This window comes from Winogradskyella sp. ABM4_392 (assembly GCF_056160445.1).
In genome coordinates this window covers 31,448-46,137 of the sequence record NZ_JBSWXE010000009.1, presented here as the reverse complement: position 1 = coordinate 46,137, position 14,690 = coordinate 31,448, and the positions used below count along the sequence as shown (strand labels likewise).

At 32.1% G+C, this 14,690-nt stretch carries 15 protein-coding genes; 12 read left to right on the top strand and 3 right to left on the bottom strand.

All coding sequences use genetic code 11. The features are described from left to right. Window positions 1-109: 109 nt before the first annotated feature. From recQ to ACXAFS_RS14620, 9 genes are all read left to right on the top strand, one after another. Window positions 110-2,311: a DNA helicase RecQ gene (gene recQ, locus ACXAFS_RS14660; RefSeq protein ID WP_475307890.1), complete on the top strand. Its 2,202-nt coding sequence runs from the start codon at window positions 110-112 to the stop codon at window positions 2,309-2,311. 168 nt (window positions 2,312-2,479) lie between these two features. Then, complete coding sequence (locus ACXAFS_RS14655; protein WP_475307888.1) at window positions 2,480-4,069, top strand: HAD-IB family phosphatase; 1,590 nt, start codon at window positions 2,480-2,482, stop codon at window positions 4,067-4,069. Window positions 4,070-4,239: 170 nt separating this feature from the next. Then, window positions 4,240-4,941 (top strand): hypothetical protein, encoded by a 702-nt coding sequence (locus tag ACXAFS_RS14650; RefSeq protein WP_475307887.1) that lies wholly within the window; start codon window positions 4,240-4,242, stop codon window positions 4,939-4,941. Window positions 4,942-5,105: 164 nt separating this feature from the next. Continuing rightward, complete coding sequence (locus tag ACXAFS_RS14645) at window positions 5,106-5,723, top strand: hypothetical protein (RefSeq protein WP_475307886.1); 618 nt, start codon at window positions 5,106-5,108, stop codon at window positions 5,721-5,723. Window positions 5,724-5,888: 165 nt separating this feature from the next. Beyond that, complete coding sequence (locus tag ACXAFS_RS14640) at window positions 5,889-6,446, top strand: hypothetical protein (protein ID WP_475307884.1); 558 nt, start codon at window positions 5,889-5,891, stop codon at window positions 6,444-6,446. Window positions 6,447-6,993: 547 nt separating this feature from the next. Then, window positions 6,994-7,389 (top strand): HEAT repeat domain-containing protein, encoded by a 396-nt coding sequence (locus ACXAFS_RS14635; protein WP_475307883.1) that lies wholly within the window; start codon window positions 6,994-6,996, stop codon window positions 7,387-7,389. Between the two features lie 130 nt (window positions 7,390-7,519). Further along, complete coding sequence (locus tag ACXAFS_RS14630) at window positions 7,520-8,221, top strand: hypothetical protein (protein ID WP_475307882.1); 702 nt, start codon at window positions 7,520-7,522, stop codon at window positions 8,219-8,221. A 34-nt stretch (window positions 8,222-8,255) separates the two neighbouring features. Then, on the top strand, window positions 8,256-8,624 hold the full coding sequence (locus ACXAFS_RS14625; protein ID WP_475307880.1) for a DUF1428 domain-containing protein: 369 nt from the start codon (window positions 8,256-8,258) through the stop codon (window positions 8,622-8,624). Beyond that, window positions 8,625-9,008 (top strand): VOC family protein, encoded by a 384-nt coding sequence (locus ACXAFS_RS14620; RefSeq protein WP_475307879.1) that lies wholly within the window; start codon window positions 8,625-8,627, stop codon window positions 9,006-9,008. Window positions 9,009-9,028: 20 nt separating this feature from the next. Here the strand turns inward: ACXAFS_RS14620 and ACXAFS_RS14615 are convergent, their stop codons facing one another. Further along, a complete protein-coding gene (locus ACXAFS_RS14615) occupies window positions 9,029-9,454 on the bottom strand; it encodes a hypothetical protein (protein ID WP_475307878.1) in 426 nt (141 codons plus the stop codon). A 149-nt stretch (window positions 9,455-9,603) separates the two neighbouring features. Between ACXAFS_RS14615 and ACXAFS_RS14610 the strand changes: the two genes are divergently transcribed. Together ACXAFS_RS14610 and ACXAFS_RS14605 are read left to right on the top strand one after the other, a co-directional pair. Beyond that, on the top strand, window positions 9,604-10,536 hold the full coding sequence (locus ACXAFS_RS14610; RefSeq protein ID WP_475307876.1) for a peptidylprolyl isomerase: 933 nt from the start codon (window positions 9,604-9,606) through the stop codon (window positions 10,534-10,536). Between the two features lie 90 nt (window positions 10,537-10,626). Further along, window positions 10,627-11,766 (top strand): lycopene cyclase family protein, encoded by a 1,140-nt coding sequence (locus ACXAFS_RS14605; RefSeq protein WP_475307875.1) that lies wholly within the window; start codon window positions 10,627-10,629, stop codon window positions 11,764-11,766. 47 nt (window positions 11,767-11,813) lie between these two features. Here the strand turns inward: ACXAFS_RS14605 and ACXAFS_RS14600 are convergent, their stop codons facing one another. Continuing rightward, window positions 11,814-12,053 (bottom strand): hypothetical protein, encoded by a 240-nt coding sequence (locus ACXAFS_RS14600; protein WP_475307873.1) that lies wholly within the window; start codon window positions 12,051-12,053, stop codon window positions 11,814-11,816. After that, entirely contained in the window at window positions 12,046-12,501 is a 456-nt protein-coding gene (locus ACXAFS_RS14595; RefSeq protein ID WP_475307872.1) for an SRPBCC family protein, read from the bottom strand. Before ACXAFS_RS14595 ends, ACXAFS_RS14600 begins: the two co-directional genes overlap by 8 nt. A gap of 236 nt (window positions 12,502-12,737) precedes the next feature. On the opposite strand from ACXAFS_RS14595, the gene ACXAFS_RS14590 reads away from it, so the two are divergent. Continuing rightward, a complete protein-coding gene (locus ACXAFS_RS14590) occupies window positions 12,738-14,684 on the top strand; it encodes a peptidylprolyl isomerase (protein ID WP_475307871.1) in 1,947 nt (648 codons plus the stop codon). The last annotated feature ends 6 nt before the right edge of the window (window positions 14,685-14,690 follow it).

Sequence of the window (14,690 nt, the reverse complement as noted above, 5' to 3'; positions counted from 1 at the left end):
AATTACAAGTACTCAACAACGTAATTACAGATGCAAAGCTAAGTTCTAGATGTTATATTTGTAGTAGAGTTTAGTTTTTTAAAGAAGAAATAAATACGAAAAGGGATTAATGAGTATTGCAGAAATTGACTTACACTCCTCACTAAAAAAATACTTTGGTTTTTCTGGGTTTAAGGGTCTACAAGAAGAAGTTATTAAAAATGTAGTAGAAGGTAATAACACGTTTGTTATTATGCCAACAGGTGGCGGAAAATCACTTTGTTATCAGTTACCAGCTTTAATAAAAGAGGGTACAGCAATAGTGGTATCTCCTCTTATTGCTCTAATGAAAAACCAGGTAGATGCTATACGTGCAGTATCTGAAAATGAAGGAGTTGCACACGTTTTAAATTCGTCATTAAATAAAACTGAAGTTAAACGTGTAAAAGATGATATTATTAATGGTGTCACAAAACTATTATACGTAGCGCCAGAATCGTTAACCAAAGAAGAATATGTAGATTTTTTGAAGTCTCAGAAAATCTCATTTATGGCTGTGGACGAGGCACATTGTATTAGTGAATGGGGACACGATTTTAGACCAGAATATAGAAATCTGCGTCATATTATAAAACGCATTGGTGACGATATTCCGATTGTTGGACTTACAGCAACAGCAACACCTAAAGTACAGGAAGATATCCTGAAAAGTTTAGGCATGACAGATGCTGTTACTTTCAAAGCATCCTTTAACAGACCAAACTTATTTTACGAAGTACGTCCTAAGACTAAAAATGTAGATGCCGATATCATTCGTTTTATTAAGCAAAACGAAGGCAAGTCTGGTATTGTTTACTGTTTAAGTAGAAAGCGTGTAGAGGAGTTGGCACAAGTACTTCAGGTTAATGGTATAAAAGCTGTGCCATATCATGCAGGTTTAGATGCTAAAACCAGAGTAAAGCATCAAGATATGTTCCTCATGGAAGATACAGATGTGGTTGTGGCAACCATAGCTTTTGGTATGGGAATAGACAAGCCAGATGTGCGCTTTGTTATTCATCACGATATACCAAAAAGTATCGAAAGCTATTACCAAGAAACAGGCAGAGCAGGACGCGATGGAGGCGAAGGTCACTGTTTGGCATTCTATGCTTATAAAGATATAGAAAAGCTAGAAAAATTTATGTCTGGTAAGCCTGTTGCCGAACAAGAAATTGGTCATGCTTTGTTGCAAGAAGTTGTCGCATTTGCAGAGACTTCCATGTCTAGACGAAAATTTATTTTGCACTATTTTGGTGAAGAGTTTGATAATGAGACTGGTGAAGGTGGAGATATGGACGACAATGTTCGTAATCCTAAAAAGCAGGTAGAAGCTCAAGATGAGGTAAAAATATTGTTAGATACAGTTGATAAGACCAATGAAAAGTACAAAGCCAAAGATTTGGTACAAGTAATAATTGGTAAATCTAACGCCTTAATTTCTTCTCATAAAACGGATACGCAACCGTTTTTTGGTATTGGTAAAGACAAGGAAGATCGTTTTTGGATGGCGCTTATTCGTCAAGTGATTGTTGCAGGTCTTTTAAAGAAAGATATTGAAACCTATGGTGTTTTGCGGCTTAGCGATGAAGGTAAAGACTTTTTAAAGAGTCCTCAGTCGTTTATGATGGCAGAAGACCATGTGTACGATGAAGAATCTAACGATGGTATTATAACTAACTCTAAAGGTGGTGGAGCAGTTGCAGACGAGCAGTTAATGAAGATGCTTAAAGATTTGCGTAAGCGTAATGCTAAGAAGCTTGGTGTGCCACCATTTGTTATTTTCCAAGACCCTTCCTTAGAAGATATGGCATTAAAATATCCTATTAATATAGAAGAACTGTCTAATGTACATGGAGTAGGAGAAAGTAAGGCCAAAAAGTATGGTAAAGATTTTGTAAATCTTATAGCAGACTATGTAGAAGAAAATGATATTACCAGACCAGACGATATGGTCGTAAAATCCACAGGTTCTAACTCTGCACTTAAGCTTTATATTATCCAAAATGTGGATAGAAAATTACCATTAGATGACATTGCCTCTGCAAAAGGTATGGAAATGCCAGAATTTATTAAAGAAATGGAATCTATCGTATATTCTGGTACTAAACTAAATATTAGTTACTATATCGATGATTTATTAGACGAAGATCAGCAAGAAGAAATCCACGACTATTTTATGGACTCTGAAAGCGATAAAATCTCTGATGCTATTGAAGAGTTTGATGGTGACTATGACGATGAAGAATTACGCTTGTATCGCATTAAGTTTATTAGCGAAGTAGCGAATTAAATATACATTTTGTAAATGAACAAAGTTCCTTTTATCCCATGAATTTTGTGTGATAAAGGGAATTTTTGTACTCATATAACTAGTTGTGAGCAATTTTATGAAACTCTAAGAATAAAAGTGATATTCCAATAAAAAAGCATTTTAAGAATTATTTAATTCTACTCAATTATGGCAAAAACAAGAGTCTTTATTAGTTCAACATATGTCGATTTAAAAGATACAAGGGAGCAATTAAAAAATTACTTTGAAGAGAATCATATGGAACCAATATTATTTGAACGAGGTTCTATTTCATTCGATTGGTATAAAAACGTAGATGTTGCTTGCTATAATGAAGTTGAAAAAGCAACTATTTTTACCTTAATAATTGGAGGTAGATATGGGTCACCACCGAGTGAAGGAGTTATCAATAAAAAAACACGCCAAAAACAAATAATTAAGTATAATTCTATTACGAAAAAAGAATATTTAAGAGCCAAATCGAAAAACATCCCAATCTTCATCTTTATTGATAAAAATGTTTATTCTGAATATAGATTATTTACTAATAATCGGAAAAACAAAGACATTAAATACAAATCAATCGACAACATCAATATTTTTTACTTGATTGATGAAATTTTAAGTGAAAAGAAAAACAATTTTGTAAGAGAATTTCAATATACCAATGAAATTATTGATTGGCTGAAAATACAATTATCTGGTTTGTTAAAATCGTTAATAGATGAGCAAAGACAATTGCTAGAAAAAATACCGCAAACATATTACATAAATCCATTTAAACTTTTTTATAAAAGAAGAACAAATCAAGGTCAAAAACTGACTACTATTTCAAGAGAAACAGGCATTCCTTATAAAACCCTTTGTAATCTTGAAAGATTCAATCTTCAAAACACAGATTTTGACTACAAAGAATTTAACACAATAAATAAAGAAGACTTAAAAAAACTTTGCACATCCTTGAAATGTAGTTTTGAAGATATAACATCAAATATTAAAACTGAAGACGATTTTGCTTCAAATTTAATTGAATACTATCACAATTATAAAAGAAAAACTGTAAGGAATAAAGTCAGAAATTTACCTGAATCTTTGGAAACAAAAGTTGTTGTATTAGACTTTGATGGTACTTTAACAGAATCCAAAAGAAATGAAACAACGTGGGAACTGATATGGAATCATCTAGGTTATAGTTCTAAAGAATGTGGGAAATATCACAAACAATTCATAAGAAATGAAATAAGCCATAGTGAATGGTGCCAAATTACCTTGCAAAAATTTAAAGAGAAATCTTTGCATATAGACCAATTACACGAAGTGTCAAATAAAATTTCTTTAATTCCAGGTCTAAAAGACTTGGTAGAAACTTTAAGTAAAAAAAACATAAAAATTTATATACTTTCTGGTTCAATAGAAGAGCTTATAAAATTAAAAATTGGAGATTTAGCTTCTTATTTTAGAGGAATTTCAGCAAATAATTTTTATTTCGACAGGTCTGGTTCTCTTGCAGATATAATAGGCACTAATTATGACTTTAAAGGGAAAGCAACATATATAAAAGATATCATTCGTAAAGAAAACATTTCGCCTTATGAAGTATTATTTGTAGGTAATTCAATTAATGACATTTGGGCATATGAATCTGGTGCCAGAACCCTATGTGTCAATCCTTCCTATGTAAACGCTTATGACAATGTAAGGTGGTTGGATTTTATTCCTAAGTTGAATAATATGACTGAAATTTTAAAATTTGTTTAAACTGCTCACAACAATGGCTATAAGTAATTGCTTGTTCTCGCCTACTTCTGAAAATCCTCGCGGATTTTCAGTTTGGTGTGTACTTGCTAAGTTAAGTGCTAAACCACGCAACTACTCATAGCCGAGACCGTTGTATGCCATTTGAGAAAAGCATTTCGCACTAAAGAAAAATGATATTTACCTCTGACAAAGATTATAAATCAACCAAGAAAATAAAGCAAGGGATTTCAAAAATAAAAGAAGAATTTGAACCACTTGCTAAATGGATTGACCAAAAATATGAAGTCAAAACTCTAAATATAATATTTGACCATATCCATAAAAATAAATCTCAACCTCGAATACAAGTATGTCTAGAATACGCAAAAGACAAAGGGAAATTTATGGACAATCGGACTTATAATTTTGACAAAACCAAACAAAATGAAATTGCGAAAAAATTTGGAGAAATAATTTCAAATTATGAATTAAAAAACAAGCCGAATTGGATTAAAAAACTTCTTGGACTGACTTATAAAACAAACAATTTATTTGTTTATTTCTCAGACTTTGAAACGATTGCAAAAGATGAGGCCAACAAAAACATACCTGATGAAGAAATTAAAAAACTGAAATCAGAAATAAATAATCCTGAAATATGGATGATTAATAGAAGATTTAATAGTGCAACAATCTTTTTATATACAGATGAGCAACTAAAGAAATATCAAGATTCTGAATTACATAAAAAATGGAACGAACTATATTTTGACATATTGAAAAAGTATGACGAATTTGGATATTTTAAGAAAGATTTTTATTCTGTTTTTTTGGATAGTAAAGAGAATTTTGACACGAATTATGACAGTAACTGGTATTATTATTATAAATAAAAAACGGCATACAACAATGTATAACCGCAATTACGGCGGATTCGACTACGTCCGAATCCACTCGGAATTGCTAACGTCAGTTCTAAACCGAAAATTAACGCATATTAACCCGTAACTGACGGTTATACGAGACCGTTGGGCGTAATTTGAAAACAAAAATCTAAATGAATTTTATATCTAAACTTTTTGGCTTGAATAAAAACTCAGATAAAGGAGTCGATTCAGACTTTGATTTAGATGTTAAGGATTTTAATTCATCTAATGAGTTTTGGGAATTTATTACAAAAGAGAATAAATGGTATTTGAAATATTCGCCTTTTAGAATCAAAAATATTGATTCTCGCATCTCTGAATTAGAACCTTTAATTATTACCAAGACTAATGAGTTAAGGAAAAAAATGGAGTTTGACAATGACGAATACTGGAAAATAATTGACTGGGACAATTTTCTTATTCGTGCTGATATGGACGAATCAAATAAGTTTAAACGTAATGAATCCATTAAGTTTAAACAGTTTTGCCCAAACTGTGGTACAGAAAGAGGATTTCAACAAAGATACCCGAAATCAATTTGCGGAAAGTGTTATTCAAAAACTGCTGATTTAAATGGTAGAATTGTTGAGTTTTTTAACACAGAAATGGGCGGATATGGATGTCAAGGATACTATGCCGGAACGGAACAAAAAGAAAAATATGAATCTGAATCGTGCTATATTAATGGAAAAGAATATTATGCAGAAGAAGCTAGATTTGGTGGAATAGTAATACAATTAAAAGAATAAAAACTACGCCCAACAATGGCTATAAGTAATTGCTTGTTTTCACCTACTTCTGAAAATCCTCGCGGATTTTCAGTTTGGTGTGTACTTGCAAAATTAACCGCTAAACCACGCAACTACTCATAGCCGAGACCGTTGTGCGTCATTTACATAAACCCCAAATAAGCTTTGAAGAACCTATTCTTAGATAAAATTAAAATCAACTTGAATCAATTTTTGATTTACGATTGGATTGCATTCAATAAGATGGAAATGATTGAACAATCCAAGAAATGGGCAGAATTAAAATACAACTTCAATAATTTTATTCATGAAGAATATAAAAAAGAACGATTTGACTTTGGTGAAATTTACTCAGTTATTGAATCATATCGAAGTAGATTTGAAAATCTGCCAATTAATGGAAAGCTTTACGTTAAGGTAAATAAAAGATTACTGACTGGACAACTTATAAAGTTGATTCAAGATATTGAATATCAAGAAGTAAAAGAAACAGAAAATTCAGACTGTAAATGCCAACTTCTTTCACAATTTAACAAATGCCCAGAAGTCAAAAATTTAAAAGAAATAGGAGTCATAAATGATAATTATTACATGCCGAAACTTTACATGTGTAACAAATGTAGGTTTAAATGGATATCATATATTTCTGATGATTCTTTAGGTCAAATCATATATGAAAAACACGACACTAAAGATGATGATTTGATTAAGTATTATAAATAAAAACGAACGCACAACAATGGCTATAATTCATTGCGGTTGAATTCCTTATCGGAATTCAACGCAAATTTGCTATCTTTCGGCTACGGCGGAAAGAATCCTGCGGATTTTTCCGCAACGAAATCATAGCCGAGACCGTTGCTATAATATGAAATGACAAACAAAATCTGGAATTACATAAAGAAAAACAAAACTGTTTGCATTTTAAATATTATCGTATTTCTGATTTTAGTCGTTCCCTACTCTTACTCTTTTGGGCATCAATATGAAACGGAGGAATTACATTGGAGACCAAATTTTGTTTTTAAAGAATTTGACCTGCTTTTCTTTTATCTACCAATTCTCGTTTTTACAATAGGATTTCAGCTCACCAAAAAAACTATTTTGAGAAATACACTTCTGATTTTGAATTTAGTTGTCTCAATGCTTTATTTTTTTGGAGCAATATTTTCATTATCATTTCCGATTCAGGACTTTTCCCCAGGAATAGGGAATTTATTGATTCTGACTTTATTTCCTTTAATTATAATTATTTTTAAAATCAAGTGATATGAGTATACTGAAAAAAATTTTTGGAATTAAGAATACAGAGACTGCACCAAGCAAAACAGGTTTGAATACTAAAAAGCCTGAATTAACTGGTTTGGAAAAGTTCAAATCTAAGAATGCTGACAGCAGAATCAAGGATATAATGATACTTGGAGATACTGGAAACCAGAAAGCTTTTGAAATACTCGAATACGCTATTCTGAATGACAATGACTCTGGAGTTGTGATGGCTGGATTAAAACGATTGACTAACTTTAAAGAAAATGAGAGGTTATTGCCTTTACTCGAAAAGCTGAAAAGCAAAACGGATATTAAAAAATATGAACCATATTACTCAATGACTTTACTGAATTTGGGTTTGATAAATGAAGATGAATTCAATAAAATATTTGATTAGTAAATATTTTGTAAACTTAAGATGTATGTTATTCATAGCAGCTGAAACCCTAGTCACAATCTAGTGTTGTTCCCTATCTGAGTTAGTTATGTTTTTTAAGTATACGAATGGCAACAATTTTAAATCCAAAATGAAAAAACTCATCCTAATATTAATAATTAGTGTATTTCCAATTTTTGCTTTTGCAGAATACAATGGTGTACACGCAAAGTTTACAATAGAACTAAAAGGTGGACAGCAAATAACTGGCTATAAATACATTGCTCACAGTAATAATACGCTCCAATACAAACAACAACTTGAAAACGACCCTAAATCTTTTTTGTTCAATCAATTTACATACGAACCTGGTGAATATGGCTATTATACAGAACGCTTAGAGTATCCTTATCAAGAAATAACACTTTACAAGTTAATTAATCCTGTAGAAATTAAAATAGATGAAATTAAAACAGTAGAGATTATCGATTTAATTACAGCATCTTACGCAATCCAAATTGTAGGAGATTATGAAGCTAATGATCAAGTTTGGATGAACTCAAAACCAATTGCAAGCTATTCAGACTTTGACGAAATGTGCACCTACGATACGTTTATTCATACAACAGATAATATTTCTAAAGAAATACAAGATAAGATTACACACATAATTAAAGATGCTGAGTCTAAGATAAAAGAGAAGGAGTCCGAATTAAATAGTGATAATGAGAATGATGAATTTTATGAGGAACAAATTCAAAACATTTGTAAAGAAAGAAATTCCAAAATCTTAGAACTTTTAAAAGAGCATAACCAATTAAAAACAGTAACTGTTAGTATGTGTACGTGTTAGTGACAAATTTTACTAACTCATTAAAATAAAAACTATGAAAAACTACATCGATGGTTTCGTATTTCCTATACCAAAGATTCATATAGATGAATACCAAAAGGTAGCACAGCAAGTTGCAGCAATCTGGAAAGAATACGGAGCCATAGCCTATCACGAATTTGTTGGCGACGATATGCACTTGGAAGGCACTAAATCCTTTACAGAAGCCATAAATGCCAAAGAAGATGAAGATATTGTATTCGGTTGGGTTGTGTTTCCTTCAAAAGAAGTACGAGACATGGCAAACCAAATGGTACCAAAAGACCCAAGAATGACAACGTTGGTAGCACCTTTAATCAAGCCTGAAAAATTAATTTTCGATGCCAGTAGAATGTTGTATGGTGGTTTTAAATCCCTTGTTTAGATGAATGCATTCTCTTTCAATCATATTGCACTTTCAGTAAAAGACGTCAATCATTCCGTAGCGTTTTATCAAGAGGTATTTCAATTAAAGGAAATAAAAAATACAGCCTCAAACTCTAAAACCAGATGGCTTCAACTCACAGACAGTACACAGCTGCATTTAATTCCGAGACCTAATGCAGAAATAAAGACCAATAAAGCCGTGCATTTTGCATTAGCAACAACAGGTTTTAAGGAATTTGTAAACCATTTAGAAACACTAAATATTGAGTATTCCGACTGGAAAGATACACCTAACAAAGACTACATAAGAAACGATGGTGTAAAACAAGTTTACTTTCAAGATCCAGATGGCTATTGGATAGAGGTTAATAACGATGTCTAAAATGCCTATCGAAGTTCAGACTACTTCTCAGAGTTGTACTTCGTAAACAAAAGCTCGTGCTTTTTAACCTTCAATATAATTTCAGATAAAGTAGCGTTTTGCAATTTTTTAATATCACTTTCTTCAATCTGAAAATCAATATTAGTAACATAACGTCCTTTTACTTCGGTATGATGAGATTCAAACTCTAGAGAATCCGAGTTTAGGGATAATTCAAAATTCTTTCCTTTGAATGTAAGTGTAGCGCCATTTTTACATTTAACATTTAGTGTACCTACAATTATAGTCTGAAAAAAGAAATAGCCACCCAATTCGTTAAGTCCAGAAAAAAGGACATTACTTTCAGAAACACCATAAGCCTCATGTTCTACAGAAGCAATAATAGCATCAATAGTATCTTTGGTAGTTTCAGTTTTATTAAATAGTTTAGAAAGTGAAAAACCCATAAAATTAAATTTTGGCAAAACTAGGTTTAATTATTTAAATCCCAAATTTGACATAACACTTCCAACTTCACACTTCACACTTCACACTTCACACTTCACACTTCCAACTTTACTTCGTATCTTTGCAGCCTTAAACAAAAGAAAAAACAATGCAAGACGGATTATACGCAAAATTCAACACCTCAAAAGGTGAAATCTTAGTCAATTTAGAATTCGAAAAAACACCAGGAACAGTAGGTAACTTTGTGGCTTTAGCAGAAGGTAACTTAGAAAACTCTGCAAAACCTCAAGGCACACCTTACTATGATGGTTTAAACTTTCATAGAGTTATTCCAGATTTTATGATTCAAGGAGGTTGTCCATTAGGTACTGGTACAGGAAATCCTGGTTATAAATTTGATGACGAAATTCATCCAGATTTAAAACACGATGCGCCAGGTAAACTATCTATGGCAAATGCTGGTCCTGGTACTAACGGTAGCCAGTTCTTCATTACGCATGTTGAAACCCCTTGGTTAGATGGTAAGCATACCGTTTTTGGCAATGTAGTAGAAGGACAAGATGTTGTTGACGCTGTAGCGCAAGGTGATAAAATAGAAAGCTTAGAGATTGTAAGAGTAGGTGATGCTGCTGAAAAATTTAATGCTATTGAAGCATTTAGAACTTTTGAAGGTGAGCGCGAAAAACGTATTGCTGCAGAGCGTGAAGCTGCAAGAGCAGAGTTAGACAAGTTAGCTGCAGGTTTTGAAGAAACTGCTTCAGGATTGCGTTACAAGATCATTCAAAAAGGTAATGGTAAAAAAGCTGAAAAAGGCAATATGGTATCTGTACACTACAAAGGTCAGTTGGCAGATGGTACTGTGTTCGATTCCTCATACAAGAGAAATTCTCCTTTAGATTTTCAAGTTGGTGTTGGTCAGGTTATTCCTGGTTGGGACGAAGGTATCTGTTTATTAAGTGTTGGTGATAAGGCTCGTTTGGTAATTCCTAGCGACTTAGGATATGGTGCTGCTGGTGCAGGAGGTGTAATTCCACCAAACGCTACATTGGTTTTTGATGTTGAATTAATGGATACGAAATAAGACGTATTTCAGATTTTAAATAATTAAAAGTCTCACTTAAATAGTGGGACTTTTTTATGTTTATTAACTTAGCGTTTTCAATTTTTTAAAATGACAAACTACGATTACATCATTTTGGGTGCAGGTGCTTCAGGTCTTATGTTGGCTTATCGTATGGCTTCAGATACTTTTTTTGATGATAAATCGATTTTGATTATTGATAAAGAAAAGCAAAAAGGTAACGATAGAACTTGGTGCTTTTGGGAAAATGGTGAAGGAGAATGGGATAATATACTTACCAAAACCTGGTCTAAAATCTATTTTGGAAGTGATAATTATAAAGAGGAAATAGAAATAGTACCATATCAATATAAAATGATACGAAGTGAAGATTTTTATAATTCACTTTGGCAAAAAATTGAAAAAAAAGACAATATTACTTTTATAAATGATGAAGTTGTCAATTTCACTGAGCTTAATGATTGCGTACAAATCATAACCATTAACGGGAGCTATGTGGCTTCTAAACTTTTTAATAGTATACTTGATGCAAATCTGTATGTTAATCAAAAAAAGTATCCTGTACTTCAGCAACATTTTGTTGGCTGGTTTGTGAAAACTGAAGATGCTGTTTTTGATGATTCTACAGCAATTTTTATGGATTTTACAGTGCCTCAAAACGGCAATACACGTTTTATGTACGTGTTGCCAGTAGATAAAAAAACTGCATTATTTGAATACACCTTATTTTCTAAAGATTTATTGCAACTTGATGATTATGAGAATGCTATAGTTGATTATTTAAAGAAAAAAAACATTACCAATTATAAAGTTGTAGAAAAAGAAAAAGGGTCTATACCGATGACCTCTTTTAAATTTTCAGAATTAAATTCTAGGCATATTTTAAATATAGGCACAGCTGGTGGTTGGACTAAAGCAAGTACTGGATATACCTTTAGAAATACGTCAAAAAAAACTAAAGAACTTATAATGTTTTTAAAGCAAGAAAGTTATCTTTTTGCATTTAACATTAAATCAAAATTTTGGTTTTATGATTTAATCTTTTTAGATGTGTTGGCCAATCATAATGAAGAAGGTGTAGCCTTGTTTGCGTCCATGTTTAAAAAAGCAGATGTAAAGACTATCTTTAAGTTTCTTGATGAAGAATCTACATGGATAGAAGATTTAAAGATTATTCTGTCTGTACCTCCAAAACGATTTATTCAAGCCTTTTTTAAACGCCTATTTTAACTCTATAGAATTTTAATAATCTAATCAATCTAAAAGTCTAAGATTATCTAGGTATCTGAATAAACTTGTCCTCTATGTGGTTTTAGTGCATCTCTAAGTGGTTTCATTTCTGACTCATCAACCACTATAAACGCTATATGGTGCATTTCGCTTATAATATCGACACCAGTTATAGTAATATCTAAGTTATTCATCATAATATACTCTTTAAGGTGTATCAAATGATGTTCGGCAGTTTTTTTACTTGCAGGACCTCTAAAATCCCATATCAATTTTAATTTACGCATTAGAAACAGAAGTACCTTTTTCGGCAAAGTTTTTAAAATTGGTCATGTATTTCTTAGTCTGTTTCTTAAAAGCGCCTGGCATTAAAAAGAGCATGGCATTCATCATAAAGTTAGTTGGTTGAAACTCATTTTTGCTTATCCACTTTGTGTGGCCTTCAGGTGTGCTTTCAAAGTAATTTTGCTGAATATTTCTAACTCCTTTGGTAGTATATGTAGCATGAAATTCTTTTGGGAAGTCTTGTTTGGTAATGGTTTCAATGAGTTCCATTTTACGTTTTCCAAAATCGTAGTTTAGTTTCATTTTAGCACCAAATTCACCTGGTGTACCAGAAATATGTTCGGCACTAATTAAACCTTCTTGCCAATGTTTCATGTTCTCAGCAGAGTCCATTTTTTTTGCTACTTCCTCTAAAGGTTTTTCAATGATAATTTCAGTTGTATATTTCATCTAGAATCTTACAATAATTTTAAAGATAGATAAAAGCAGTAATACTAAGTTTAATTTATCGACGTTTCTACCTATTTACAAGATGTAATCAACTTTTTTCGAACAGTTGATATTAATAAATTAAGATATTGCTATAACTTGTAAAATAAGTGATTTATGTTATTTTTGCTCAACCTCTAAATTGAGGCATTTATATAATGTAAATGTGAAAATTTAACGAAGAAAATTTAATAAACATGAAACCTAGATTTAAATGCTTGCTCTTAGTTTTACTAGCACTAAATGTATCGTTTGCTCAAGAAAAAGATGAAGTGTTGCTAAAAGTAGATGGTGAACCTGTAATGACTTCAGAATTTTTAAGAGTTTACAATAAGAATTTAGATTTAGTAAAAGATGAAAGTCAAAAAGATGTTGATGGCTATTTAAAGTTGTTTACTGAATACCAACTAAAGCTCAAAGAAGCAAAACGTCTTAAACTAGATGAGGATACCAAGTATCAACGAGAGTTTTTGAGGTACAAGAAGCAATTGACAAAAAATTATCTTGCTGAAAATAAAGTTACAGATGCTTTAGTAAAAGAGGCGTACGAGCGTAATAGTTTTGATGTTAACGCGTCGCATGTATTGGTACGTTTAGATGGTAATGTAAAAGATACTTTGGGAGTCTACAATCAGGTTTTAAAGTTAAGAGAGCGTGTGCTAAAAGAAGGTTTTGATGCTGTAAAAGCTGATGTGCATAACGGACAAACTATCTTTCTTGAGGATTTGGGTTACTTCTCTGCATTTAAAATGGTTTACGATTTTGAAACAGCGGCTTACAATACTCCAAAGGGAGAAATCTCAATGCCGTTTAGAACACAGTTTGGTTACCATGTTGTAAAGGTTAACGATAAGCGTCCTTCCAGAGGGACTATTACTGCTGCTCATATAATGATTGCCTTACAGCAAAAAGATTCGCTTTTAGATCCAGAGGAGCGCATCAATGATATTTATAAAAAATTACAACAAGGTGAAAAGTTTGAGTCTTTGGCGAAGCAATTCTCAGATGATAAAAGTTCTGCAAGAAATGGTGGTAAGTTATCGCCTTTTAAAAGTGGTCAGTTAAGTTCAACAATTTTTGAAGATGAAGCCTTTGCTTTACCAAACGATGGTGATGTTAGTAAGCCTTTTAAGTCAGAATATGGTTGGCATATTGTAAAGCGTATAGAGCTTAAGCCAATCCAATCTTTTGAAGAACTAAAACCAGCAATAGAGTCGAAAGTTAAAAGAGATTCTAGGTCTCAGCTCATTAATGAATCAATGGTAGATGAGTTAAAAAAGCGTTACCAAATTTCATACAATCCTGAAGCTAAAGGATATTTTGAAACACTTTTAGACGGTAATTATTTTACACGCTCTTGGAGATTGCCAGAAGAATTTGAAACGGATAAGACAGTCTTTACAATTGGTAACCGATCATTTACCTACAACGAGTTTGGTCGTCATCTTATGTCTGCTCAGCGTGCTTACGCTAATAAAAAGGGTGATTTTTCTGTAATTATAGATAAAGAATTTGATAAGTTTTTTGAAAAATCAATTCTACAGTACAGAGAAGATAACCTAGAGTCAGAGAATGAAGACTTTGCAAATATCCTAAAGGAATATAGAGATGGATTATTGTTGTTTGATTTAATGGAGAAAGAAATCTGGAACAAAGCATCAAAAGATTCTGTTGGTTTAGAAGCATATTATCAAAAGCACAAAGCTAAATACCAATGGGATGATAGAGTTGATGTAGTAATAGCAACTGCTGCAAACGAGGACGCTGCAAAAAAAGCCTTAAAGATGATGAAAAAGGGGAAGTCTGAGGAAGATATTAGAAAAGTGTTAGACACAGACTCTCAGAAAAACATCATATTTACCAAAGGTGTTTTTAATGCAAACAATCCTAAGCTTCCGGCTAATCTTAAAATAGAACAAGGTGTATCAGAAATATATAAGCACAATGAAGCGTTTCATGTTATAGATATTAAGTCTGTATTGCCAGCTGGAAACAAAACGCTAGATGAGGCTAAGGGTAATGTTATTAACGATTACCAGGCAGAAATTGAGGCTAATTGGATTAATGTTCTTCATGAGCGTTTTAAAGTTGAGGTTAACGAAAAGGCTCTAGAAAGAGTAAAAGCAAAAATCAATAATCAATAAATTTTC